19 protein-coding genes and 1 pseudogene are annotated in these 22082 nt (G+C 71.5%); 9 read left to right on the top strand and 11 right to left on the bottom strand.

All coding sequences use genetic code 11. The features are described from left to right. The first annotated feature begins 298 nt into the window (after nucleotides 1–298). The 4 genes from LUX31_RS36060 to LUX31_RS36045 all read left to right on the top strand — a co-directional run bounded on the left by LUX31_RS36060 (nucleotide 299) and on the right by LUX31_RS36045 (nucleotide 2378). The gene (locus tag LUX31_RS36060) at nucleotides 299–718 is read left to right on the top strand and encodes a transglycosylase SLT domain-containing protein (RefSeq protein ID WP_235479500.1); all 420 of its coding nucleotides are present in this window, start codon (nucleotides 299–301) and stop codon (nucleotides 716–718) included. Between the two features lie 194 nt (nucleotides 719–912). Next, entirely contained in the window at nucleotides 913–1584 is a 672-nt protein-coding gene (locus LUX31_RS36055) for a YoaK family protein (protein WP_235479499.1), read from the top strand. 402 nt (nucleotides 1585–1986) lie between these two features. Next, nucleotides 1987–2208 (top strand): hypothetical protein, encoded by a 222-nt coding sequence (locus LUX31_RS36050; RefSeq protein ID WP_235479498.1) that lies wholly within the window; start codon nucleotides 1987–1989, stop codon nucleotides 2206–2208. Beyond that, complete coding sequence (locus LUX31_RS36045; RefSeq protein WP_235479497.1) at nucleotides 2205–2378, top strand: hypothetical protein; 174 nt, start codon at nucleotides 2205–2207, stop codon at nucleotides 2376–2378. The genes LUX31_RS36050 and LUX31_RS36045 overlap by 4 nt, the downstream gene beginning before the upstream one ends. A 16-nt stretch (nucleotides 2379–2394) precedes the next feature. Here the strand turns inward: LUX31_RS36045 and LUX31_RS36040 are convergent, their stop codons facing one another. The 11 genes and pseudogenes from LUX31_RS36040 to LUX31_RS35990 form a co-directional block, all read right to left on the bottom strand. Beyond that, entirely contained in the window at nucleotides 2395–4851 is a 2457-nt protein-coding gene (locus LUX31_RS36040; protein ID WP_268828245.1) for a protein kinase domain-containing protein, read from the bottom strand. Nucleotides 4852–5039: 188 nt separating this feature from the next. Next, entirely contained in the window at nucleotides 5040–5645 is a 606-nt protein-coding gene (locus LUX31_RS36035) for a class F sortase (protein WP_235479495.1), read from the bottom strand. Nucleotides 5646–5829: 184 nt separating this feature from the next. Beyond that, on the bottom strand, nucleotides 5830–6219 hold the full coding sequence (locus tag LUX31_RS36030) for a hypothetical protein (protein WP_235479494.1): 390 nt from the start codon (nucleotides 6217–6219) through the stop codon (nucleotides 5830–5832). A 124-nt stretch (nucleotides 6220–6343) separates the two neighbouring features. Continuing rightward, complete coding sequence (locus LUX31_RS36025; RefSeq protein WP_235479493.1) at nucleotides 6344–8488, bottom strand: sensor histidine kinase; 2145 nt, start codon at nucleotides 8486–8488, stop codon at nucleotides 6344–6346. After that, the gene (locus LUX31_RS36020) at nucleotides 8475–9233 is read right to left on the bottom strand and encodes a response regulator transcription factor (RefSeq protein WP_235479492.1); all 759 of its coding nucleotides are present in this window, start codon (nucleotides 9231–9233) and stop codon (nucleotides 8475–8477) included. Before LUX31_RS36020 ends, LUX31_RS36025 begins: the two co-directional genes overlap by 14 nt. 47 nt (nucleotides 9234–9280) lie before the next feature. After that, nucleotides 9281–10627, bottom strand: coding sequence for a glycoside hydrolase family 125 protein (locus LUX31_RS36015; RefSeq protein WP_235479491.1), 1347 nt, complete (start codon nucleotides 10625–10627; stop codon nucleotides 9281–9283). A gap of 139 nt (nucleotides 10628–10766) precedes the next feature. Further along, the gene (locus LUX31_RS36010; protein ID WP_235480180.1) at nucleotides 10767–11495 is read right to left on the bottom strand and encodes a peptidoglycan-binding domain-containing protein; all 729 of its coding nucleotides are present in this window, start codon (nucleotides 11493–11495) and stop codon (nucleotides 10767–10769) included. A 798-nt stretch (nucleotides 11496–12293) separates the two neighbouring features. Next, nucleotides 12294–13139: pseudogene (locus LUX31_RS36005) on the bottom strand (serine/threonine-protein kinase); the annotation flags it as partial. Nucleotides 13140–13258: 119 nt separating this feature from the next. Then, nucleotides 13259–13450 (bottom strand): DUF397 domain-containing protein, encoded by a 192-nt coding sequence (locus tag LUX31_RS36000; RefSeq protein WP_235479490.1) that lies wholly within the window; start codon nucleotides 13448–13450, stop codon nucleotides 13259–13261. Then, nucleotides 13432–14286, bottom strand: a complete 855-nt coding sequence (locus LUX31_RS35995) for a helix-turn-helix domain-containing protein (RefSeq protein WP_235479489.1) — start codon at nucleotides 14284–14286, stop codon at nucleotides 13432–13434. The genes LUX31_RS36000 and LUX31_RS35995 overlap by 19 nt, the downstream gene beginning before the upstream one ends. Before the next feature lie 144 nt (nucleotides 14287–14430). Next, the gene (locus tag LUX31_RS35990) at nucleotides 14431–15600 is read right to left on the bottom strand and encodes a steroid 3-ketoacyl-CoA thiolase (RefSeq protein WP_235479488.1); all 1170 of its coding nucleotides are present in this window, start codon (nucleotides 15598–15600) and stop codon (nucleotides 14431–14433) included. 276 nt (nucleotides 15601–15876) lie between these two features. Here LUX31_RS35990 and LUX31_RS35985 point away from each other — a divergent pair, with 276 nt between their 5' ends. The 5 genes from LUX31_RS35985 (at nucleotide 15877) to LUX31_RS35965 (ending at nucleotide 22064) form a co-directional block, all read left to right on the top strand. After that, nucleotides 15877–17115, top strand: coding sequence for a cytochrome P450 (locus tag LUX31_RS35985; RefSeq protein ID WP_235479487.1), 1239 nt, complete (start codon nucleotides 15877–15879; stop codon nucleotides 17113–17115). A gap of 191 nt (nucleotides 17116–17306) precedes the next feature. After that, entirely contained in the window at nucleotides 17307–18209 is a 903-nt protein-coding gene (locus LUX31_RS35980; protein ID WP_235479486.1) for a phytoene/squalene synthase family protein, read from the top strand. 146 nt (nucleotides 18210–18355) lie between these two features. Beyond that, a complete protein-coding gene (locus LUX31_RS35975) occupies nucleotides 18356–19390 on the top strand; it encodes a helix-turn-helix transcriptional regulator (protein WP_235479485.1) in 1035 nt (344 codons plus the stop codon). A gap of 38 nt (nucleotides 19391–19428) precedes the next feature. Then, entirely contained in the window at nucleotides 19429–19920 is a 492-nt protein-coding gene (locus tag LUX31_RS35970) for a hypothetical protein (RefSeq protein ID WP_235480214.1), read from the top strand. After that, the gene (locus LUX31_RS35965) at nucleotides 19917–22064 is read left to right on the top strand and encodes a hypothetical protein (protein ID WP_235479484.1); all 2148 of its coding nucleotides are present in this window, start codon (nucleotides 19917–19919) and stop codon (nucleotides 22062–22064) included. Before LUX31_RS35970 ends, LUX31_RS35965 begins: the two co-directional genes overlap by 4 nt. Nucleotides 22065–22082: the final 18 nt, after the last annotated feature.

Below are 22082 nucleotides of genomic sequence, written 5' to 3'. Positions count from 1 at the left end.
GGTCACTTCCGAAGCGGAGTAGTAGATCGATGTTCGTGTCATGGCCACACAGAAACCGGCTCTGACCTGCCCATTGAGAGCCACGTCACAAATGCCGCCTTAAACCCACATACGACCACAACTAGCAAAAGGGGTGATTGCGGACGCCTGTCGAGCCTGTTTCTCTGGAGCAGTCGCACGGCGCCGACGAACCCCCACGGGTCGCGGCGCCGCCGCATGTCACCGCCACCCACGCAGTACGCACCACCCGGCACCGGCTTGCCCGCGACGGCCCTGACCCCGAAGAAAAAGGTTCTCCGTGTTCGTCTCCCGCATCGCCCGCACCATCGCCTCGCCGAAGAAGGCCCTCACCACCGCCGCCGTGGCCGCCGCCACCGCCGGTATGGTCCTGGCCGCGGCCCCCGCCGAGGCGGCGACCTCCGCCTCCGCCTCCGATGCCAAGGCGATCGCGCACAAGATGATCCCGAACAACACCCAGTTCAACGCGTTCAGCAAGATCGTCGAGCACGAGAGCGGCTGGGACGTCGACGCGACCAACGCCTCCTCCGGGGCGTACGGCCTGGTCCAGGCGCTCCCTGCCTCGAAGATGTCCTCCGCCGGCTCCGACTGGAAGACCAACGCGGCCACCCAGATCAAGTGGGGCCTGAACTACATGAACGACCGTTACGGCAGCCCCGTCGCGGCCTGGAACTTCTGGCAGGCCAACGGCTGGTACTGAGCCGGGCCGGCCTGACCTGACCTGACTGGGGCGGCGGCCCCCGACCCTCCTGGGTCGGGGGCCGTCGCCCCGTTGTCGTACTCGGACATTCGCTGTTGCCTGCGGGTGCGTCGTGGCTGGTCGCGCAGTTTCCCGCGCCCCTGAAGACACTCACCGCAGCCCCCGTCAAGAGACCTCCGTGGTGAACTGGCCCGATGAGTGCCGAGGCAACCGAATCGCGCGGGCTGCGTCTCGTCGTCGTGCTGCTGGTGCTGACGGTGGTCAGTGGGCTGATCGATGCCGTGAGTTATCTCGGGCTCGGGCATGTCTTCACGGCGAACATGACCGGCAACGTCGTCGTGCTGGGCTTCGCCGCCGCCGGGGCGCCCGGCTTCTCCGTACCGCACACGCTGGTGTCGCTGACGTCGTTCGTGGTGGGTGCGGTGGCCGGCGGGCGGGTCGCGGGGCGCCTGGGCGGCGGCTCGCGCCGGAGGTGGGCCCGGGTGACCCTCGCCGTCGAGGCGGTGTTCCTGGGCGCGTCCTCGGCGGTCGCCTTCGCGGCGCCGGACGCGACCGCCACCGTCTACACCCTGATCGCGGTCACCGCCTTCGCGATGGGCCTGCGCAACGCGACGGTACGCAGGCTCGGCGTCCCCGACCTCACGACCACCGTCCTGACGATGACCCTCACCGGCCTCGCCGCCGACTCCCGCGCGGCCGGCGGCACGGGCAGGCACTCGCCGCGCCGCTCGGCGTCGGTGGCCGCGATGGCCCTGGGCGCGCTGCTCGGGGCGTGGCTGGTGGTCCACCACGGCCTGGGGATTCCACTGCTCGTCGGGGCTGTGGTGGTGGGGGTACTGGCAGTGAGCGCGTCGGGACGGGAATGAGCGGACCTGCCCGCCTGCCCCCCTTGCCCGCCTGCCATCCCTGCCCCCCTGCCCCCCTGTCGCCGCTCTTCGCCAAGTACCTCTGAGCGCCGGGAACCTGGCCGTGCGACGGCCGGCCGGGGCCGAGTGGAGGTCGGCCGGGGCCGAGTGGCGGGCCCCCGGGTGGCTACCGAACGATAACTCTTCATGATTGCTCTGCCCGGGCCCGTCCCGCCCGACCGGCCTGTGCGGGAACTCGACCCGGCCCGTCGCACCCCATCTGACCTGCGCAAGCCTCGCCGACGGGCGGGATCGCGCGCCGTCCGCGGCCTCGTTCGCGGGGCGGACGGGGGCTCGGCCGGCAAGAGCAGGTAGTGCGCACGCGGCCCACGGCGGTCCGGAGCGGAGCATACTGGCGTCACAATGACTAAAACAGCGGCGACAAAGGCCCATCTGCCCACCAGCCCCTTCAAAGCCCCTGTGGCACCACCTGCCAAGCGGTTCGCGGTAGGAGACCGGGTCACTCACGATGTGTTCGGCCTCGGCCGAGTGACCACCGTCGAGGACGGCATCGCGGTGCTCGTCGACTTCGGCGGAATGCAGCAGCGGATCACCAGCCCCTACGCCAAGCTGACCGTTCTGTGAACTCAGCTGTAGGAACGACCTCACTCTTCTCCGCACCGGAACAGCTCCCGGTCCACGAGAAGACCGACACCCCCACCCCGGTGATCAACCCCTTCCAGGCCCCGGCCTTCGCGGAGGGCACCCCCGAGCCCTCCGCCGCCTGGGCGGAGGACCCGGGCGCCGGAGAGTAGCCGCTGACGATGCCTTTCAGCTGTGAGGCATCGGCAGCGCGTACACCCTGTCGAAGTGCTGGGCGATCAGCGGGTGGTCACTGCCGGCGCCCAGATCGCAGGAGAGCTGCCAGTCGTTGATGCCGGTGTCCCGGCCGTCGGTGAAGTTCCAGAGCAGCTCGCCCCGTCGGGCGTCGATCGCGTAGAACCCGTTCTTGTTGGCCTCGGCCGTGACGAAGACCGCGCTGCCGCCCGCGACGAGGGGGTTCTCCAGGTCGAGCCGGGGCGTCTCCCGGAACCAGCGCCGGGCACCGGTCGCGGCGTCGAACGCCTCGACGCCGTGCGGGTTCCTCGTCGTGCAGTACACCGTGTCCTCCGCGGCGGCGACGGACGCGAAGCCGCCGTTCTCCTCCCGCACCCGCCAGCGCAGCGCACCGGACTCCAGGTCCACCGCGATCAGCTCGCTGTCGGCGGCGAAGACGGTCTTGTCGAGCACCACCGGGGCCGACCGGGTCTCCGAGTCGGACGTCATGCGCTGGCTCCACAGCACGTTGCCGCGCCCGTCGGTGCCCCGGGCCGTGAGGCGGTGCAGGCCGTCGATGTAGACGAAGTGACTGGCGTCGATGACCGGCTTCAGGTCGAGCCCGATGTCCTGCGCGCTGATCGGGATGACACTGGCCAGGCGCGACCCCAGATCCGTACCGAGGACGACGTTCGTCGAGGTGACCGATTCCTGCGCCCCGTCCGGGGTGCCCTCACGGTCGAACCGCAGTCCGATGATGGTGACCGTGTCGCCGACCCCGCCGAGCAGCGTGTCGAACCGGAAGTCCGTCCCGAAGTCCAGCGAGTACCGCTCCACGCCCGTGGCCGGGTCGACGCCGATCACGGTCGCGCCGGTGCCGAGGGCGACGACGGCGTCCGAGACGAGCAGGGGCGGGGTGGGCGACTGGCTGATGCCCCGGTAGGTCCAGCGGGGACTGGTGCCGTCGGTGACGCCGAGGCTGAACAACGCGCCCGACTGTGTCTTCAGCAGGGCCGTCTCGTTGTAGAAGACCGCCGGTGCCTGGACGAGCGGATCGCTCCGGTACGTCCACAGCGGTTCCGGCGCGGTGCCGGACGGCGCCGCCACACCGCCGCCCGACCGGCCGTTCGAGCCGTGGAGCAGTGCGGCGAGGCCGGTGCCCACGGCGAGCGCGCCAGCCGTGAGGATTCGGCGGCGGGAGGGGGCGGGCCGCAGGGAGCGCCGGGCGCGATGGGTGCCCCGCTCGGGCGACTGGGCGGGCGCCGGCGCGGGGGCCTGCTCGCGTGTCGGGCCGGGCTTCGGCCGTGCCGGGGACTCGGGATGTCCTGCGTTCTCGGGATGTCCTGCGTGCTCGGGATGTCCTGCGTGTTCCGGGTGTTCCGGGTGTTCGGGGAAGACCACGGGGTGGGGGCCGCTCGGGCGCCGCTCCGTGATCAGTCGCTGGACGGCCGCCAGGCGCGGGCCCACGCGGACGCCCCCGGGGCCGGATCCGGATCCGGAGCCGGATCCGGGGCCGGGGGCGGCTGTGGCGCCTACGCGGGCTGCCTCCCGCTCACGGACGCCCGTCCTGCCGTCGCCCCCGAGGTCCAGGTCCATCAGGGCGGCGGCCTGCCGTCCGATCGAGTCGAGCACGGCTTCCGGCAGCCAGTCGTACCAGTCCAGCGCGTCGGCGCCGCCGGGCGCGCACGCCGCCGACACCCGGTCCGGGCTGGGCCGGGCCCCCGGGGACTTCTCGAGACAGAACCCGATGATCGTGTCCAGCGGCTCCTGGACCCTCGTCAGGTCGGGCGTGCCGTGCACCACCTGGTAGAGCAGGGTGGCCGCCGACGAGCCGTCGAAGGGCGACTTCCCGGTGGCCGCGTAGGCCAGGACCGAGCCAAGACAGAACACGTCCCCCGCCGGACCCATCGGATCGCCGGTGGCCTGCTCGGGGCACATGTACCGCGGGGAGCCCAACAGCACGCCGGACAGGGTGAGTTCGTAACCGTCGGTGGCCCGGACGATACCGAAGTCGATGACGCGCGGGCCCTCGGCGGAGAGCAGCACGTTGGACGGTTTCAGGTCGCGGTGCACAAGTCCCGCGGAGTGTACGGCGATCAGCGCCTCGGCGAGCCCGGCCCCGAGTGCCAGGACGGATCGCTGCGGCAGCGGTCCGTACGCCTTGACCGCATCGGCGAGCGTCGGGCCGAGGATGTGCGTGGTGGCCAGCCAGGGGACGGGCCCGTCCGGGTCGGCGTCCACGACGGACGCCGTGTAGGTGCCGCTCACCGCGCGCGCCGCGTCGACCTCGCGGCGGAACCGGTTGCGGAAGGCCCTGCCGGAAGCAAGTTCCGGGCGGATGACCTTGACGGCCACGGTCTGTTGCCGGTCGTCCTTGGCGAGGAAGACCTCCCCCATCCCCCCTGCGCCAAGTCGCGCGATAGTACGGTACGGCCCCAACTGCTCCGGATCCGTGGGACGAAGTGGCTTCATTGTCCTCAGCCCGCCTGTTGCCCTGTTTCTCCGTACATGGACTTGTGGGGAGAGTAGGTGCTGAAGGAACAGTTGGAGTACGCATCGAAACAACTCATGGCCATTACTTGAGAGTTAAGGCAGGGATCGTTTGGACGTTACTCGTGACGGCAGGACGAATCCGGCATGTGATATTCCGCATACGGACCTCAGCTCAGCGTCGCGTAGACGATGAGGTTGTTCACCGGATGGCCCTGGGCGTCGAAGTCGCCGTCGCAGGTGATGAGCCGCAGGGCACGGTCCTGAGTCGGGCCGTAGACCTTCTCCGTGGGGAAGGCGTTCTTGCCGACGCTCTCCGTGTCCGTGACGGTGAAGTGGGCCGCGTCGCCGCTCGCGTCGGTGACGGTGATGTCCGCGCCCTTGGTGATCTTCTTGAGGTCGTGGAAGACGGCCTTGCCGAAGCGGGTGTCGTTGTGGCCGATGATGACGGCCGCGCCGACCTCACCGGGCACGACACCGCCCGTGTACCAGCCGGCGGTCATCCCCTTCTCGGCCGGCGGAACCTCGACCGTCCCGTCCGTGTTCAGTCCCAGCTCCATCAGCGAACTGGCGATCCCTAGGGAGGAAACGGCGACCTCGGCCGGGACGGCACGCTCCTCGGGGGCCGTGGAGGTCACGGACTCCTCGGATCGTTCGGGCACCGAGACGCTGGGCCCGACCCGGAGTTCCGGTTCGGGGGCGGACGAACAGCCGGAGAGCAGAGCAACGAACGCGAACAGGGCGACAGCGAGGCGGGGACGGCGTACAGGGGACAACGCGGACTCCAGAGCAAGGGTGCCGAGTGCGGGAACACGCGTGGCGCCGCCCGGTGAAGGGGCGGCGCCACCATGTCGCGCCCCTAAGGGGCGCGGGGCTGTGTTGATTTGCGGCTCCGCCGCGGGGCGCGACCAGCCACGACGGCGCCGCAGACGACCGACGACACACCGCGCAGCGACGCGCTTAGCGACGCGCGCTGGTACGGCGACGCACCACGTACGTACCCGCCCCCGCGAGGAGCACCGCACCCGTGGCCGAACCGATCAGGGCCCCGGTGTTGTCGCCGGCCGGGGCCTCCCCCGCGGCGACACCACCCCGCGGATAGTCCTTGCCGGCCTTCTTGGCCTCCTGGGCCTTCCGGGCCTCGGCCTCCTTGAGCGCCCTCGCGTCCTCGGCCCTCTTCTTCTCCAGTGCCTCCTTGTCGGCCGGGGTCGAGTCGGTCGCGCCCGGCGTCGGGGTCGGGTCGGTGGCGAAGGCCGCGGAGGCCGGGACGAGCAGCGCGCCGGCCGCGACGCCGGTCAGCACGGCGATACGAAGAGTGCTCAGCGGGCGCAGGGTGAGACGGCGGGACATTTAGGACTCCAGTTCCAGCCCGGCCTTGGTCGTACCTGGGTGCTCGATCCGCACCAGGTTCCGGGCATGGCCCCACCCTGACGGCCAGTTGTGAGGAACCTGTCAGATCGCCGTGGTCATCCCATCAGGGTCGGGCGGGCTCCCCTTCGTCCCCGCTGCCGACAGCCGGCAGCCGCAGGGTGAAGGTGGCCCCCTTCCCCTCCTCGCTCACCACGTCGACCGTGCCGCCGTGTGCCTCGGCGAGCTTGAGGACGATGGCCAGGCCGAGACCGCTGCCGCCGGTGCTGCGGTTGCGGGACTTCTCCGCCCGCCAGAACCGGTCGAAGACGTACGGGAGATCGGCCGCCGGGATACCGCTGCCGGTGTCGGACACCTCCACCGCGAGCTCGTCCCCGGAACCGTCGGCTCCTGTGATGTACGAGCGCAGGGTCACCGTGCCGCCGGACGGTGTGTGGCGTACCGCGTTGGAGAGCAGGTTGCTGACGGCCTGGCGCAGCCGTACGGGGTCGGCGTCGAGAAGCGGCATCCGGGGCGCGCCCTCAGGCACCGTCGCGACGGTGAGGGTGACGCCCGCCGTCTCGGCCAACCCCTGGTGTGCGGAGGCGACTTGGCCCAGCAGCTCGTCGACCCGTACCGGCTTGCGGTGCAGCCGGAGGGCGCCCGCGTCGGCCGCGCCCAGGTCCTGGAGGTCGTTGATGAGGTGCTGGAGCTGCACCGCCTCCTCCAGCAGCGAGGAGACGAACGCCGGGTCGGGGTCGGCCAGTCCGTCATGGGCTGCCTCCAGCCAGCCCCGGATATTACTCAGCGGCGTACGCAGCTCATGGGCGACATCGCTGACCATCACCTTCCGCTGCTCCTCCAGGCGGGCCCGGTGCGCGGCCATGTCGTTGAAGGCCGCCGTCAGCCGCCCGATCTCGTTGTCGGAGCCGACGGGCACGGGCACCGGCGTCGAGTCGAGACCGTCCCGCATCCGCTGGGCGGCGCCGGTGAGCGCGTGCAACGGGCGTACGAGCCTGCCTCCCGCGAGTACCGAGGCGCCGACGGTGAGGGCGAGGACCAGGGCGGTGACCCCGGCGATCCGCGCGGTGTTGGCCGGGGAGAGGTCGAGGCCGGGCACGCCCGCGGCGCCGGGGCCGTCGATGAACAGCAGTGCGGGCGCGGCGACATAGGCGGTGAGCTGCTCGCGGCGGGCGCTGACGACACAGGCGGCGATGGCCCGGTCGTATCCGCTGCCACGTACCTCGGCGAGGTAGTCGAGCCCGTCGTCGACAGCCGGCTTCCGCCCGGAGGCCTCAGCCGCCTTGGCGGCTTCTGCGGCTCTGGCGGCCCTGTCGTCCTCCGCGACCTTGGCCGCGAGCCGCTCGGCCTCCTCCGCTTTCGCCGCCGCCTCCCTGTCCGTGCCGTCCTCGGCGACGCGGCTCGCGCCGTCCTGGCCGTATCCCCAGCTCCGGTCCCAGGACAGGTCCAGGTTCAGGCTCACGCCCGTACGGCCCTGGCGTTCCAGGCAGGAGTCGGCGAACTCGTTGAGGCCGCGCAGGGCCTTCTGCTCGGTCGGGGTGGGGGACACGGGGTAGGAGGCCAGGCACTTCGCCTCCAGGGAGCGGGCGATCTCGTCCTCGGCCGCGTTGTCGGTCTCGTTGCTCACGAACTGGACGCGGGGCCGTCCGCCGGGGCTCTCGACGATGTCCGCGGCGATCCCCATCTGGCTGAGGCACGCCACCCTCCCCTCGGAGGCCTTCCGCAGAGCGGAACGTTCCTTCGCGGGCAGCCGGAAGGGCCCCACGGCCCGTGGATCGACCCGGTCCGCACCGGTCTCGGCGGCGTCGGGCACCAGCACGGTGTCGACGGACAGCGGGTCGACGACCGCCGAGGGCTGTGAGGCGAGCGAGGCCGCCGACGAACCGCCGTCCCTGGAGGCCGAGTTCGCGGAGTCGACGAACGGGCGCCGGTCCTGGGTGGTGAGCACGATCCGGCGCCCGGACTGCCGGGCCAGTTCGCGCACGGTCGCGTCGACGCCCTCCCAGCCGGGGTGGGTGGCCGCGTAGCCGAGGAGGGTGTCGTAGATCTTCGCGTCGGACTTGAGGTTCTGCCCCTGTTCCTGGCGGATCGCGACGGAGGTCGTCTGCACGGCGAGCCAGGCGGTGGCGGCGACCGAGCACGAGGCGACCAGCGCGGTCACGGTCAACAGCCGCCCGGCGAGGCTCTTCCGGAGCGGCAGCCGCCCCTTCGTCGTACCCGCCGCGCCCTCCTTCTTCTCAGGACGACGCATGGCGCACGCTCTTCGCGGGGTCCGTCAGTTTGTAGCCGACGCCGAAGACGGTGATGATGCGGGACGGCCGGCGCGGGGCGCGCTCGATCTTCTTGCGCAGGTTCATGATGTGCACGTCGACGGTCCGGCCGCTGATGTACTTGTCGAAGCCGTGCAGTTCCTCCAGGAGCCGCGCCCTGGTGAAGACCCGACCGGGCTCGGCCGCCATCGCCGCGAGGATACGGAACTCACCCGGCGTGCACTCAACTGCCGTACCCCCGACGGACACCTCGTGCCGGGCCGGATCGACCCTGAGCGCGCCGACCGCCAACACCTTCTCGTCCGGGGCTACTTCGGGCTCGGGCGCGAGTACGGGTTCGGCGGCCGGGTCGGTGCCGCGCCGGTTGCGGCGCAGCAACGTCCGTACGCGGGCCGTCAGTTCGCGCGGGCTGAACGGCTTGGTCATGTAGTCGTCGGCGCCGAGGTCGAGGCCGAGCAGCAGATCGTCCTCGGTGCTGCGGGCCGTCAGCATCAGCACCGGCACCTCGTGGCGTTCGGCACGCAGGATCCGTACGACGTCGAGGCCGTCGGCTCTGGGCATCATCACGTCGAGGACGACCAGGTCGGGTTCCTGGTGCCGGACCGTGTCGAGAGCCGTCCGGCCGTCCTCGACGACCGTGACGGTGTGACCCTCGTGCTCCAGATAGCGGCGCACCAGTTCGGCCTGCTTCGCGTCGTCTTCGGCGACCACAATGTTTGCGCACACGCCCGCGATCGTAGGCGAGCGCGGGCGCGGGCAGGGCGTAAGTGGCCTTACCGTGAGGGCCGTTCGGTCACGGACAGCCGGGGATGGAGCCGTGCCGTCGACCGCCCGGTCAGGTCGAGCAGCAGCTCGGCGAAGAGGGCGTCGCCCCAGCCGAACCAGGGGCGGGTGAAGGTCGCGGGGTCGTCGACGTGGAAGCTCTCGTGCATGGAACCGGTGTCCGCGTCGGTGCGCAGCAGCAGCTCGGCGAGGCGGACCCGTTCGGCCTCGTCGTCGCTGGTCAGCGCCTGCATGGTGAGGGAGAGCGGCCAGACGTGGCCGGGCGGGGTGTGCGGGCTGCCGACGCCTGAGGCCGAACTGCCCGTGTAGTGGAAGGGGTTGGCGTCGCTGAGGACGAACTCGCGGGTGCGCAGGTAGAGCTGGTCGCCCGGGTCACACCAGCCGAGGTAGGGCAGCGAAAGCAGGCTCGGGATGTTGGCGTCGTCCATCAGCAACTGCCCGCCGAGACCGTCGACTTCGTACGCGTACACCGAAGGGTCTGCCCCCGCGGTCACCCCGTGCGTACGTACCCCGGTGGCGATCTCGCCCGAGAGGGCCGTGGCGTCGGCGGCGAGGTCGAGGTCTCCGAGCGCGGTCGCCAGTTCGGCGAGGCCGCTCAGCGCGACGGCCGCCATGGCGTTGGACGGGACCAGATAGCCGTACTGGCAGCGGTCGTCGCTGGGGCGGAAGCCGGACCAGGTCATCCCGGTGGGCGCGGTCGGCGCGCCCCGGCCGTCGCGGGCCAGGATGTCGTACTCCCAGTCGCCCTCGCGCCGGAACTCGTAGGGCGAGCTGTTCTCGTGATCCTGCTCGACCCGCCACAGGGCGATGATCCGGCGGGCGGCGCGGGCGAAGCGGTCGTCGGCGGTGAGGTGGCCGAGGCCGCCGGTGGCCCGCCAGATGCCGTACGCCAGGTGGAGCGGGGCGCACAGCGAGTCGATCTCGTACTTCTGCTCCCAGACCAGCGGGTCGGGGACCGGATCGTCGACGTACCCGGCGCCGGAGCCGTCGGGTACGGCGTTGAAGGCGTTGGCGTACGGGTCGGCGAGGACGTATCGCAGCTGGCGGCGCAGGACTCCGGTGAGCGCGGCGGCGACGGCCGGGTCGTCGGCGGCGAGGAGGTAGGGGCGGACCTGGGCGGTGCTGTCGCGCAGCCACATCGCGGGGATGTCGCCGGTGAGGACGAAGACCTCGCCGTCGGACTGCGGGCGCATGGCCCGGCCCCAGGTGCCGGTGAGCAGCCCGGTGAAGCGGTCGGCGGCGCGCGGGTCGAGGGAGCGCAGCTCGCGGTGGACGTCGGCGCGCAGGGCACGGAGGCCTTCCGGCAACTCGTCAGCTGGGTCATGGGCAGGCGGCATGGTCATCCTCCACGTATTTGGTCATGCCGAGGACAACGTTGTCTCGGAACGGGGGAACAGCGTTTTCGGACCCTACCGCCGCGTCCCTGCCCAAGGACGCGGGCCCCGCACGGACGGTACGTCAGAAGGTGAACTCGGTTCACACCGTCGCGCGGAGCACCGGCCAGGTCGCCCGTCTCACGATGCCGTCGGCGACCAGGCCCTTGTCGCTCTGGAAACTGCTCACGGCGGCCTCCAGTCCCTCCCCGAACACGCCGTCCACGCCGCCGGTGCCGCCGATGTCGTACCCGCGCTTCAGCAGGATGCACTGGACCTGCTGGACGCGTTTGCCCGAGTCGCCGAGGGCCGTACGGGCCTTGCCCGCGTAGTACGCGCACTCGGTGACCCAGGGTGCCGTGGCGGGTTCCGTCGAGGAACTGACCGGAGACGGAGTAGTGGTGGGGGTGGCGCCGGTGCCGCTGCCCGTTCCGCCGTCGGTGGCGGAGCCGGTGGCCGTGGCCGTGGGGGCGCCGGGCTCCGTGGGAGCGTCGTCACCGGCGTCGGTGGAGCCGGAGATCTGTGAGGGTACGGCCGGCCCGTCGGCGTTCTCGGTGCCGCTGCTGGACGTGGTCGGGCCCGACGTCCCGTCCGGGCTCTCCCGCGTCGGCGGGGAGGCCCCGGCTTCGACCGCGGTGTCGGCGGACGCCGTCGCAACGGTCCCCGGGGGCGCGGCGGCCGCACGGTCCTCCGGGCGGGCGAGTACGACGACCAGCGCGGTCAGGGCACACAGCGCGAGCGCAACCGCCCCTGCCTGTACGGGCCGTCTGCGAACCCAGCCGACCAGCCCCGCCGGCCACCGCTGCCCCGGGGACGTCTCGGCGGACGCCACGCCGACCGATTCCGCCGGGCTCGCGGGAAGGACGGAGGCAGCGCCCCCTGCCGGAACCGGCAGCGCCGGGTTCGGACGCTGGCCCGGGGACCGCAGCTCCGCCGCCCGTGCGACGGGAACGCGGTACAGCAAGTCGTACGCCCGCTGCCGCTCAAGCACCCTGGCGCGAAGGGGCTCCGGCCAAGTGACCGCGCCCACGGGGGAACCGGCACGCTCACGCGCCCCCGCCGAGGCACCGGCCCGCCGGCTCGAATCCGCCGGCCCACCAGCACGCCCGCTCGGGTCCGCCGACCCACCGGCACGCCCGCCCGAATCCGCCGACCCACCGGCACGCCCGCCCGAGCCCGGCGGCACACCAGCACGTCCGCCCGCCCTCACCGGCCCATCGGTACCCCCGCCCGAGTCCGCCGACCCACCGGCACGCCCACCCGCACCCACCGGCCCACCCGCACACCCGCTCGGATCCGCCGACCCACCGGCACGCCCACCCGCACCCGCCGGCCCACCAGCACGCCCACCCGAGCCCGCCGACCCACCGGCACCGCCGCTCGGGTCCGACGGCACACCCGCACGCCAACTCGGGTCCGCCTGCCCACCAGCACGCCAACTCGGGTCCGCCTGCCCACCAGCACGCCCACCCGAATCCGCCGACCCACCGGCACGCCCACCCGAGCCCGGCGGCACACCAGCACGCCCGCCCGCACCCACCGCCCCACCGGCACGCCCGCCCGAGTCCGCCTCCCCATGTCCACGCCGACCGTCCCCGCCCGCCTGCTCTGCTGCCGGGGTTCCGGCGGTCGTCCTCCGGGCGGACGCCGCCGCCTCGATCAGCGCCGCGGGCGTCGGGCGTCGGCCGGGGTCCTTGGCCAGGCAGGCCGACAGTAGGGTGCCGAGGGCCGGGTCGGCTGCCGTGATCGTGCCGATCACCTCGGCGGCGGGTTCCTCGAAGGCGACCCGGTGCATCACGTCGACGCCGGTGCCGTCGCCGAAGGGGGCCCGGCCCGCCGCCGCGTAGATCAGTGTCCCGGCGAGCGAGAACACGTCGGAGGCCGCGTCGCAGTGGCCGGTGCGCAGATACTCGGGGGACATGTAGGCGGGCGTGCCGACCCGGTTGCCGGTGCCGGTGATCGAACTCGCGTCGGCGGCCTTGGAGATGCCGAAGTCGATGACATGGGCGCCGCCGAGGGACAGCAGCACGTTGGACGGCTTCAGGTCCCGGTGCACGATCCCCGTCGCGGCGAGGTCGGCCAGCGCCTGCCCCAGCTCCGCGACCAGCCGCCAGACGGCACCCGGCTCCAGGGCACCGCCCTCCCGGACGGCGTCCGCCAGATCGAGCGCGGGGAGATACTCCGTGGCCATCCACAGCAGCTCGTCCTGGAACCCCGTACCGCACAGCCTCGGCGCGCGCGGTGTACGGACCCGGCCGTGGACCAGGGCCTCGTGTTCGAACCGGCGTCGGAAGGTGGGGTCCTCGGCGTACTCGGGGCGGATCACCTTGACCGCGAAGAGGCCGGGGCCGTCGTCCGAGGGGCGGGCGAGGTAGACGCGTCCCATGCCACCGCTGCCGAGCAGCGCCAACGGGACGTAGGGGCCGACGCGTTCGGGGTCGGCGGGACGCAGCGGCGCGGCGCCGGTCTGCCGCAGTGCGGCAGCTTCGTCCGTCACGGAACCCCCGAAATGATGTGCTGCGTAAACCAGTTCGCCCAGCTTCCCAGCTGGCAGAACGAGGCTAGCCCAGCCCGTGCGTACGCACAGGGTTTCGATCAGGTTCGAACGGCGGCCACGAAGGAGGCCCAGGCCGGGGCGGGGAATACCAGGGCGGGAATGTCCGGCTTCTTGGAGTCACGGACCGGTACGACGGGCAGGTCGTCGGCGACCTCGAGACACTGGCCGCCCTCGGAGTTGCTGTAGCTGCTCCGGCGCCACGTCGCAACCTTCAGGTCGATGGAACGCACGGTACTTCCTCCAGCAGCTGCCCGATGTACGTGCGCGACCCGGCGGGGGACAGAGCCAGGTCGCGCAGCGCATCGTATGCGTGCTGCAGCCGGTCAACCGGGGCGTGTTCCTGGACGAGTTCGCCCCAGTGGGCGGTCTCCACGTAGGCGAACGTGCGGCCGTCCCGCAGCTTCAGGAACATCACGTCGGTGCTGTCCAGGCTGCACGGTCCCGCACTGAACGGGAGCACCTGGATCGTGACGTAAGGCAGCTCGGAGACCTTCAGCAGATACTCCAACTGCTCACGCCACGCGCCCCGTTCACGCAGCGCCACGCGCAGGACAGCCTCGTACAGGATGGTGCGGAAGTGCGGGCCCCCGCCCTCCCCGGTCAGCAGCTCGGCCCGGCCGAGCCTCGCCTCGACCTGCTGGACGAGCTCCGCACCCCGGATGTCGCCCGCCGCGAGCACTTCGGTCGCGTAGCCACGGGTCTGGAGCATGCCCGGAATCCTGGTGACGCCGAAGTGCCACAGGCTCACCGCCTCGGACTCCAGCTGCATGTACTCGCGGTACTGCTCCTTGAACTCGGACTTGTCGCCGAGCGCCAGCTCCCACAGCGCCACCAGGAACCCGTCGGCGCCGAAGTACTGGTCCAGCGCCAGCACCACGTCCGCGCTGCCCAGCGTGTGCCCGTGCTCCATCTTCCCGAAGAGCGAGAAGTCCCAGCCCACCTTGTCGCCCAGCTGCCGCAGGCTGTCCCCGCGCTTCTCCCGCAGCGCCTTCAGCTCCTCGGCGAACCGGGCCCGTGGCTCCTGACTGCGACTCGTCACCGTACGTCGCTGTGGTCGCTGTGACATCGCGCCCTTCCCTGCGGCACCCATGGAGTCTCACGCACGGTAATCCAATGGATGCGCAGGGCACAGGAAAACGTCAGGACACCCCCCTCTGCGGGTGATCCCTACTTCTTAGGGTGACCTTCTCTCGGAATCTCAGAGTCGCTGTCAGAGCCGCTGGATGATCGTCCCCGTGGCGAGCGCCCCGCCCGCACACATGGTGATCAGGGCGAACTCCTTGTCCGCGCGCTCCAGTTCATGGAGCGCCGTGGCGATCAGCCGGGCGCCGGTCGCCCCGACCGGATGCCCGAGGGCGATGGCCCCGCCGTTCACGTTCACCTTGTCCAGGTCCTGTCCGAAGACCTGCGTCCAGCTCAGCACGACCGAGGCGAACGCCTCGTTGATCTCGATCAGGTCGATGTCCTTCAGGGTCATGCCCGCCTTGCCGAGCACCGCGCGCGTGGCGTCGACGGGACCGTCCAGATGGAAGTGCGGGTCGGCGCCCACCAGCGCCTGGGCCACCACGCGCGCCCTCGGCCGCAGCTTCAGCGCCCGGGCCATCCGCTTCGACGCCCACAGCAGCGCGGCCGAACCGTCGCTGATCTGGGAGGAGTTGCCCGCCGTGTGCACGGCGGTCGGCATGATCGGCTTGAGCCGGGCCAGCGCCTCCGCGGAGGTGTCCCGCAGCCCCTCGTCGCGGTCGACGAGCCGCCACATGCCCTGTCCGGCGCCCTGCTCCTCCTCCGTGGTGGGCACCTGGACGGCGAAGGTCTCCCGCTTGAACCGCTCCTCGGCCCAAGCGACGGCCGCCCGCTCCTGCGACACGAGTCCCAGCGCGTCCACGTTCTCCCGGGTCAGCCCCCGCCGTCGGGCGATCCGCTCGGCCGCCTCGAACTGGTTGGGCAGATCCACGTTCCACTCGTCGGGGAAGGGCTTGCCCGGACCGTGCTTGGAGGCGGACCCCAGCGGCACCCGCGACATGGCCTCGACCCCGCAGCTGATGCCGACGTCGATGACGCCCGCCGAGATCATGTTGGCGACCATGTGCGAGGCCTGCTGGGAGGAGCCGCACTGGGCGTTGACCGTCGTCGCGGCCGTCTCGTACGGCAGGCCCATGGTCAGCCAGGCCGTGCGGGTGGGGTTGGCGGACTGTTCGCCGACCTGGGTGACCGCGCCGCCGACGATCTGTTCGACGCAGTCGGCGGGGATGCCGGTGCGGCCCAGGATCTCGCGGTAGGTCTCGCCCAGCAGATAGGCGGGGTGCAGGTTGGCAAGCGCGCCGCCGCGCCTGCCGATGGGGGTGCGTACGGCTTCGACGATCACGGGTTCCGCGGCCATGGTGGGGAGTTCCTCTCCTCAGGTCACCCGCGCGGCGCGGGCGTCCCGGCCACCCGCCACGCAGAACTAGTACGCGTTCTAGTTCTGCTTGCAGTCTGCTGACGGGCCGTCCGACACCGCAACCCCCTTGCAGCGCCTGATACCACAAGCGGCGCCCGGAATTGGGTTCGTCGTGCCCCTTGCCTCTTGTAGAACCCGTTACTACCTTCACGGCACCATATTCCTGATGGACCGTCAGATGCCGTCAGATACCGTTCGGATGACGGGAGTTTTCCGATGGCGCACTGCCCCGCGATGCCCGCAGGGTTCGACTTCACCGACCCCGATGTGCTCCAACACCGCGTGCCCCTCCCGGAGTTCGCCGAGCTGCGCGCCACCGAACCGGTCCACTGGGTGCCCCAGCACCCCGGTGTCGCGGGCTTCTCCGACGACGGCTACTGGGCGGTGACCCGGCACGCGGACGTCAAGTACGTGTCCACGCACCCGGAGTTGTTCTCGTCCACCACCAACACGGCGATCATCCGCTTCAACGAGCACATCGAGCGCGACGCGATCGACGCCCAGCGCCTGATCCTCCTGAACATGGACCCGCCCGAGCACACCCGCGTCCGCCAGATCGTGCAGCGCGGCTTCACCCCGCGCGCGATCCGCGCCCTGGAGGACAACCTGCGCAACCGTGCGCTCGCGATAGCGGCGAACGCCGCCGCCCGCACGGGCCCCTTCGACTTCGTCACCGAGGTGGCCTGCGAACTGCCCCTCCAGGCCATCGCCGAGCTGATCGGCATCCCGCAGGAGGACCGGCTCAGGATCTTCGAGTGGTCCAACAAGATGATCTCGTACGACGATCCGGAGTACGCGATCACCGAGGAGGTCGGCCAGCAGTCGGCCATGGAACTCATCGCGTACGCCATGAACATGTCCGCCGACCGCAAGCAGTGCCCGGCGAAGGACATCGTCACCACGCTGGTGGCCGCCGAGAACGAGGGCAACCTCGCCTCGGACGAGTTCGGCTTCTTCGTCCTGATGCTGGCAGTGGCGGGCAACGAGACGACCCGGAACGCGATCACCCACGGCATGCACGCCTTCCTCACCCACCCCGACCAGTGGGACCTGTACAAGCGCGAACGCCCGTCCACCACCGCCGAGGAGATCGTCCGCTGGGCGAGCCCCATCGTCTCCTTCCAGCGAACAGCCACCCAGGACACGGAGTTGGGCGGCCAGAAGATCAAGGAGGGCGACCGGGTCGGCCTGTTCTACTCCTCCGCCAACCGCGACCCCGAGGTCTTCGACTCCCCGGACGTGTTCGACATCACCCGCGACCCCAATCCGCACCTCGGCTTCGGCGGCGGAGGCCCGCACTTCTGCCTCGGCAAGTCCCTGGCCGCCCTGGAGATCGACCTGATCTTCAACGCACTCGCCGACGCGATGCCGGGCCTCACCCTGGTAGGAGACCCACGCCGCCTGCGCTCGGCATGGATCAACGGAATCAAGGAACTCCAGGTGAGCGCCGGCTGACCCCCACCCCGCCAGACTCGGGCCGGCGGCCTCCCGGCACCGCCGGCCCGTCCGTACGTGAGGCAGGGGCTGACCCCTACGCCCCGCCCCTGCCTCCGCCCACCACCCGCCGTACACTTCACGTGCAATTGCAACTACGACGGTGAGGCGTGCCGGTGCGATCCTGGCAACGTTGTCTGGACGCGGCGGGAGTGACCAGCGGCAGTGACCGCGCCGCCTACCTGAAGGCCAAGCAGTTCATGCTGAGCCGGGAACCCGCCGGCCACCTGGCGGTACGCCTGCTGATCCCGGACCGCCTCCAGCCCCACATCCTCGCCGGATACGCCTTCGCGTCGTTCACGGACGACCTCTGCGACAAGGGCACGGTGCCGGAGCGCACGCGCCGCTACGAGGGCTGGGCCGAGCAGGTGCGCACGGCCCTGGACACGGGCAGGGCAAGCCACCCTCTCCTCCGGGCCTTCCTCCACACCGCCGAGAAACGCGAACTCCCGCGCTCCTGGGTGGACTCGTACCTGGTCGGCGCCCAGATCGACCTGGACTTCGCGGGGTTCACGACCGAGGACGACTACCAGGCGTACATCGAGACCCTCACCTGGCCGTTCCTGATGATCACCTCGGGCCTGTCGATGCCGGGCGGCGGCAGCGAGGAGTACGCGGACAGCTGCCGCCTCCTGGCAGACGCCTGCCAGCGCACAGACTTCCTCACAGACCTGGCCGAGGACCTCCGCGACGGCCGCCTCTACCTCCCGACGGACGACCTGGAAAAACACGGCGTCACCCGACAGGACCTGGAACAGGGCAGGAACCTCCCAGGCGTCCGCTCCCTCCTCTCGGCCACAGCATCAACGGCCCACGCGACACTCCGCGAGGCGACGAGGATCATCGACGAACTCCCCGAGGAACAACGCCCGTTGACCCGCTTCGTGATCCTCCTGCACGACCACCGCCTACGCAGGGCGAGGGCGATGGGAGCGGCGGTCACGCGCGGCCCGGTCCGGGACAACCCGATCGAGTGCGCGCGCATACTGGCCCGCTCACACCGCCAGTCCCTGGACCTGCCCGCACTTCTATCGAGGGGCGCGGAGGGTCTTTAGGGGGCGCGGAGCGCCTTCAGGGGCGCGGGGAACTGCGCGACCAGCCCCCACCGGCTCGCAGCCAACAACGACTCCCCAGTCTCAATTACGCTCTCGGACAGACCAGTTCAAGCCAGCAAGGCAGACCGGGACCGAGGTGACACACGATGATCGGAACAGTGTTCCGCAGCGACGACGTACCGGCGGAGCACCGCTTCGACTACTGGCGGGAGCTGGTCGGCCGAACCCACGCCCCCAGCGACATGAGCAGCGACTACACCACCGACTTCTGGGCGGAACAGCGCCTGCTGGAGCTGGGCCCGGTAACGGTGTGGCCGGCCTCGTTCCGGCCGACCCGGTTCCACCGCGACGCCCGGATGGTGCGACGGTCCGACCCGGAGCTGTACCACCTCTCCCTGGTGCTCGGCGGCGGCCTGGGAGTGGACCACGCCGGCCGGACCGACACCCACGGCCCGCAGGACCTGTACGTGATCGACACCTCGCAGCCGTACGACGTCCGACCCCCGGCAGACCAGGACCGGCGCATGGTCACAGGCGTAGGGGTCGAGTTCCCGAAAATACTGCTGCCCTCGTCACCGGACCGGGTCCGGGACCTCCTGGGCAGACGGATGTCGGGACGCGACGGAGTGGGCGCCGTACTGACAGGTTTCCTCACCGGCCTGAACCAGCAGGCCGACTCCCTCCGCCCGTCCGACGCCCCACGCCTGGGCACCGCCCTGCTCGACCTGCTGCTGGCCTGGTTCGCCCATGTGCTCGACACCGAGGCGGCCCTGCCCCCGGAGATCCGCGACAGAACCCTGACCGTACGCATACGGGCGTTCATCCGGCAGAACCTCCACGACCCGGAACTCACCCCGCCCGTGATCGCCGCCGCCCATCACATCTCCGTCAGCTACCTGCACCGCCTCTTCCAGGACCAGACGCAGGATCAGACGCAGGACCAGACGCAGAGTGAGACCGTCGCCGCCTGGATCCGCACCCGGCGGCTGGAAGGCGCCCGCCGCGACCTGGCGGACCCCGCCCTGCGCGCCGTGCCCGTGCACACCATCGCCGCCCGCTGGGGCCTGCCCCGCCCCGCCCACTTCAGCCGCGCCTTCCGCACCGCCTACGGCGTACCGCCCACCGAGTACCGGCTCCGGGCGGCGGCGACGCCGCTCCCACCACACGGCACCGTGAACTAAGGTCCCGTCATCGGTATGGATCAAGGGAGCGGCCGAAGATGCTGGCAGAGGCGATGATCGCGGCGGCCGCCGCGGCGGGCACGACGGTTGTGCAGAGCGCGAGTTCGGACCTGTGGACCGCGTTCCGGGACCGGTGCGCCCGGATCATCGGCCGTGGGGATCCGGCGCGGGAGAACGACGCGCTGGAGCGGCTCGACCAGACCGCCGCCGTACTGGACGCCGCCGGCGAGGAGGAGTCCGGGCGGGTCCGGGATCTTCAAGTAGGCCTCTGGCAGGGGCGGTTCGAGTCGCTGCTGGAGAGTCTGGAGCAGCCCGAGCGCGACCGCTTCGTCGCCGAACTCCGGGCGCTGGCCGAGGAGTCGGCGCCGGAGCAGGCCGGCCGGGGTGTGGTGTCCGGCAACACCTTCCACGGCCCCACTGCGGTCCAGGTAGGCGACCACAACCACCAGGACGTCCACTTCGGATCCACCGGACCCACCGGACCCACCGGACCCACCGGACCCACCGGACCCACCGGACCCACCGGATGACCGACACCGACCCGGACAGACCGACCGAAGCACCCGATGAGCCGGCCAACCCAGAAAATCCGAACAACCCGGTCGGATCAACGGAGTTGAAGGGCAACACCTTCCACGGCCCCACCGCCCTCCAGGTCGGCACCGGCAACACCATGAACGTCCGCTACGACGTCACCCCGCCCACTCCCCTCGACGCGGCGGCCGACGAACTGGCCACGGTCGTGCGCCGCCAGTGGGAGCGGGAGGCCGGACTCCGCCGGCTCCTCGAACCCGCCCCGCTGCCCGTCCGCTGGCAGGTGAGCGACCGCAAGGTGGCCGGCCGGGTCACCGGCGCCACCGCCGAGGGCGCCCGCGCCCGCTTCGCCCCGCTGCCGGGCCTCGCCACCGCCACCCGCGACGACCTGCGGGAGGGCGGAGGTCCGGGCGAACTGCACGCCGTCTACGGCGGGTTGGCCTCCGGGCGGCTCCTCCTCGTCGGCCCGCCCGCGGCCGGCAAGACGGCCGCCGCCGTGCTCCTGCTCCTCGACGCGCTCCGGTACCGCGCGAACACCGCCTCGCCGGACCTCCGTCGCCTCGTCCCCGTGCCGGTGCTGCTGTCGCTGCACGGCTGGGACCCGGCCGCCGAGAGCCCGGCCGACTGGGCGGCGGGCCAACTGTCCCGCGAGTACACCCTGTTCCGGGGCCGGGGCGGCCGCGTCCGCGCGCTCGAACTGCTGGAGTCCGGCCGTATCGCGCTGTTCCTGGACGCCCTGGACGAGGTCGGCGGCAAGCTGCGTACAGCCATGGTGAGCGCGCTGGAGTCCGCCGACTTCCGCCTCGTCCTCGTGTCCCGCTCCAAGGAGGCCGTGCTCGCCTCCAGGCGGGCCCGGCTGAGCGGTGCCGTGGCGCTGGAGATCCTTCCCGTGCGCCCCGCCGACGCCGCCGCGTATCTCCTCGGCCCGCTCCCCGACCCGCCCCCGCCCGACTGGAAGGCGCTCACGGACGCACTCCTCGACGCACCTGACAGCGTCGTCGCCCGCGCCCTCTCCAGTCCCCTCGCCATCAGCCTCCTGCGTGACGTCTACGGCGACTCCGACCCGGTCGACGAACTCCTCGACCCTGCCCGCTTCCCCACCCCCCGCGCCGTCGAGGACCATCTCCTCGACCACGCCGTCATCGCCGCGTACACCGCCCGGCCGGGACGGCCGCGCCCCCGGCACTCCCCCGAGGCGGCCGACCGGGCCCTGCGTCATCTGGCCGTCCGCCTCACCGAGCAGGGCACGCGCGATCTGCTCTGGTGGCACATCCCCAGCTGGACGGACCGCCGCCCCCGGGCGATCGCCGTCGGAGCCGTCGTCGGTCTGGTGTACGGCGTGGCCACCTTCTTCCTGTCCCTGCGGCTGTCGGGTCCCGTGTGGGCGGGCGTGATGGGGCCCGTCTCGGCGATCGCGTCCGGGTGCGTGGCCGGGCTGCTCAGCCTCCGCAGCGGCGATCCGCAGCCGTTGCCGAGCGCCGGATGGCGGGACATATTCGGCCGTACGGCCGTCCGGAGGGGCGTCGTCCAGTGGCTCGTGACGGCGGTCGCAATATGGCTGTGCCTCGGGGTCGTGCCACTGATGGACCCCGGCCTGCCCGCCTGGCTCTGCTTCCTCTCCACGATTCCGACCGGCTTCGCCACGACCCTGATCTACGGCCGCGGCATCGAACTCGTCGCCGGGAACTTCCTCGGCCGTGGCGCGAAGCGCTGGTTCGACGATGTCAAGCAGGACCACGACCACACCGCCCCGCCCGTGGTGGACAGCCGGTCCGTCGGCCCCCGGGAGGTGTGGCTGCACCACATCAGGCTGCGGCTCCTGCTCGGTCTGCTGGTCGGCCTCGCGGTCGCCCTGCTCTTCGTGCCCATCTCCACCTGGCAGCACGGTTTCTGGGCCGGCGCCCCGCTCGGCGTCGGCGCGGGTCTGTGGATCGGCCTCGTGTCGGGTCCCGTGACCAACCTGGGAGTCGCCACGGCCATGACCGCGGTACAGCTCTCCGCGGCCGAGGGCACCCCCGTACGCCTGATGGCCTTCCTGGAGGACGCCCGCCGCCGCAACCTCCTGCGGGCGACGGGCCCGGTGTACCAGTTCCGCCACGCCAGGCTCCAGGAGCGGCTGGCGCTGCCCCGCTCCCGGTGACCGACCGACCGGGTACCG

The sequence above is a fragment of the Streptomyces sp. GQFP genome (assembly GCF_021545335.1).
Taxonomy (GTDB): domain Bacteria; phylum Actinomycetota; class Actinomycetes; order Streptomycetales; family Streptomycetaceae; genus Streptomyces.
This window is presented reverse-complemented; position numbering and strand designations above follow the sequence as displayed.

What these genes read in the sequence shown, in the direction of transcription:
- LUX31_RS36055 (WP_235479499.1), top strand. Translation starts at nt 913, where the DNA reads ATGAGTGCCGAGGCAACCGAATCGCGCGGGCTGCGTCTCGTCGTCGTG.
- LUX31_RS36050 (WP_235479498.1), top strand. Translation starts at nt 1,987, where the DNA reads ATGACTAAAACAGCGGCGACAAAGGCCCATCTGCCCACCAGCCCCTTC.
- LUX31_RS36040 (WP_268828245.1), bottom strand. Translation starts at nt 4,851, where the DNA reads ATGAAGCCACTTCGTCCCACGGATCCGGAGCAGTTGGGGCCGTACCGT.
- LUX31_RS36030 (WP_235479494.1), bottom strand. Translation starts at nt 6,219, where the DNA reads ATGTCCCGCCGTCTCACCCTGCGCCCGCTGAGCACTCTTCGTATCGCC.
- LUX31_RS36025 (WP_235479493.1), bottom strand. Translation starts at nt 8,488, where the DNA reads ATGCGTCGTCCTGAGAAGAAGGAGGGCGCGGCGGGTACGACGAAGGGG.
- LUX31_RS36015 (WP_235479491.1), bottom strand. Translation starts at nt 10,627, where the DNA reads ATGCCGCCTGCCCATGACCCAGCTGACGAGTTGCCGGAAGGCCTCCGT.
- LUX31_RS35995 (WP_235479489.1), bottom strand. Translation starts at nt 14,286, where the DNA reads ATGTCACAGCGACCACAGCGACGTACGGTGACGAGTCGCAGTCAGGAG.
- LUX31_RS35990 (WP_235479488.1), bottom strand. Translation starts at nt 15,600, where the DNA reads ATGGCCGCGGAACCCGTGATCGTCGAAGCCGTACGCACCCCCATCGGC.
- LUX31_RS35985 (WP_235479487.1), top strand. Translation starts at nt 15,877, where the DNA reads ATGGCGCACTGCCCCGCGATGCCCGCAGGGTTCGACTTCACCGACCCC.
- LUX31_RS35975 (WP_235479485.1), top strand. Translation starts at nt 18,356, where the DNA reads ATGATCGGAACAGTGTTCCGCAGCGACGACGTACCGGCGGAGCACCGC.
- LUX31_RS35970 (WP_235480214.1), top strand. Translation starts at nt 19,429, where the DNA reads ATGCTGGCAGAGGCGATGATCGCGGCGGCCGCCGCGGCGGGCACGACG.
- LUX31_RS35965 (WP_235479484.1), top strand. Translation starts at nt 19,917, where the DNA reads ATGACCGACACCGACCCGGACAGACCGACCGAAGCACCCGATGAGCCG.